Below are 1,015 nucleotides of genomic sequence, written 5' to 3'. Positions count from 1 at the left end.
GGTGGGCGAGCAGATGGCGACGGCGTCGATGCTCGGGTCGACGAACACGGCATCGATGCTGGAGACCTCGGCGTTCAGCGTGTGCGCCAGGTCGGCGGCGGCGGCCGGCATGGCGTCACAGACGGACTTGAGGCGCACGCCCGGCTGTGCGGCGAGGTTGGTGGCGTGAATGCGGCCAATTCGGCCAGCGCCCAGGACGGCGACGTTCTTCATAGGAGTGGGTTCGGGTTGAGGGTTGGGGTTGGGAAAAAGGGCTCAACGGACCGCGGGGCTGCTGGGTCGGTATTCGAGTTCCATGCGGTAGGCGAGAGCAATGAAAAGGCATTGCGCCAGGGCCATGGTGCTGGAGAGGGCGCGAAAGCCGAACACGGCGCTCTCTTGCACCACCAGGGACATGTCGGCGACCTGGGCCAGTGCGCCCATGCGGCTGTCGGTGATGGCGATCACTGCCACGCCGGCCTGGGCGGCCTGGCGCGCGATGGCCATGGTTTCTTCGGCATAGGGGGCAAAGCTGATGGCCACCAACACATCGCCCTGGCGCATCCCGCGCAGTTGGCCGGTGTGCATGGCGCCGGTGAAGTCCACCAACTGCACCGGCTTGTCGGTGTGCTGCAAGGCGTAGGCCAGGTAGGTGGCCACGGGATAGGCGCGGCGCGCACCGGCCACCCACAGCGAGGGCGCCTGGGACAGCAAATCGACCGCGCGGTCGATCGGCAAGTTGGGCAACTGATGGCGCAGTTCTTCCAGCCCGGCCACGGCGCCGCCCACGAACTCTTGCGCGATGTCGGCGCTGGCTAGTGGCTGGTCGCTGCGCGCGACCGCATCGCGGATGCGGTTCTGGTAGCTGCGGCTGGGGGCGATCTGGGTCGAGAGGCCCGCGCGGAACAGCGCCTGCATTTCCGAGAAGCCGGAAAAGCCGAAATGTTTGGCAAACCGAATCACGGCCGAGGGTTGCACGCCGCAGTGATCGGCGATGTCCTGGATGCGCTCTAGGCCGACGTGATCGCGGTGCTGC

The 1,015-nt window shown here is 67.2% G+C and carries 2 protein-coding genes; both read right to left on the bottom strand.

All coding sequences use genetic code 11. The features are described 5' to 3' along the window. Positions 1-213, bottom strand: a 213-nt coding sequence (locus tag ABYB95_RS23975; RefSeq protein ID WP_372663015.1) for a Gfo/Idh/MocA family oxidoreductase, incomplete at its 3' end; no start/stop codon positions are given. A gap of 42 nt (positions 214-255) precedes the next feature. Then, positions 256-1,015: MurR/RpiR family transcriptional regulator (locus ABYB95_RS23970; protein WP_372663012.1), on the bottom strand; the 760-nt coding region annotated here is incomplete at its 5' end.

It is taken from the genome of Hydrogenophaga sp., from assembly GCF_041633695.1.
GTDB lineage: Bacteria > Pseudomonadota > Gammaproteobacteria > Burkholderiales > Burkholderiaceae_C > Hydrogenophaga.
The sequence above is the reverse complement of the archived record's forward strand: the minus strand, read 5'-3'. Positions and strand labels throughout refer to the sequence as shown.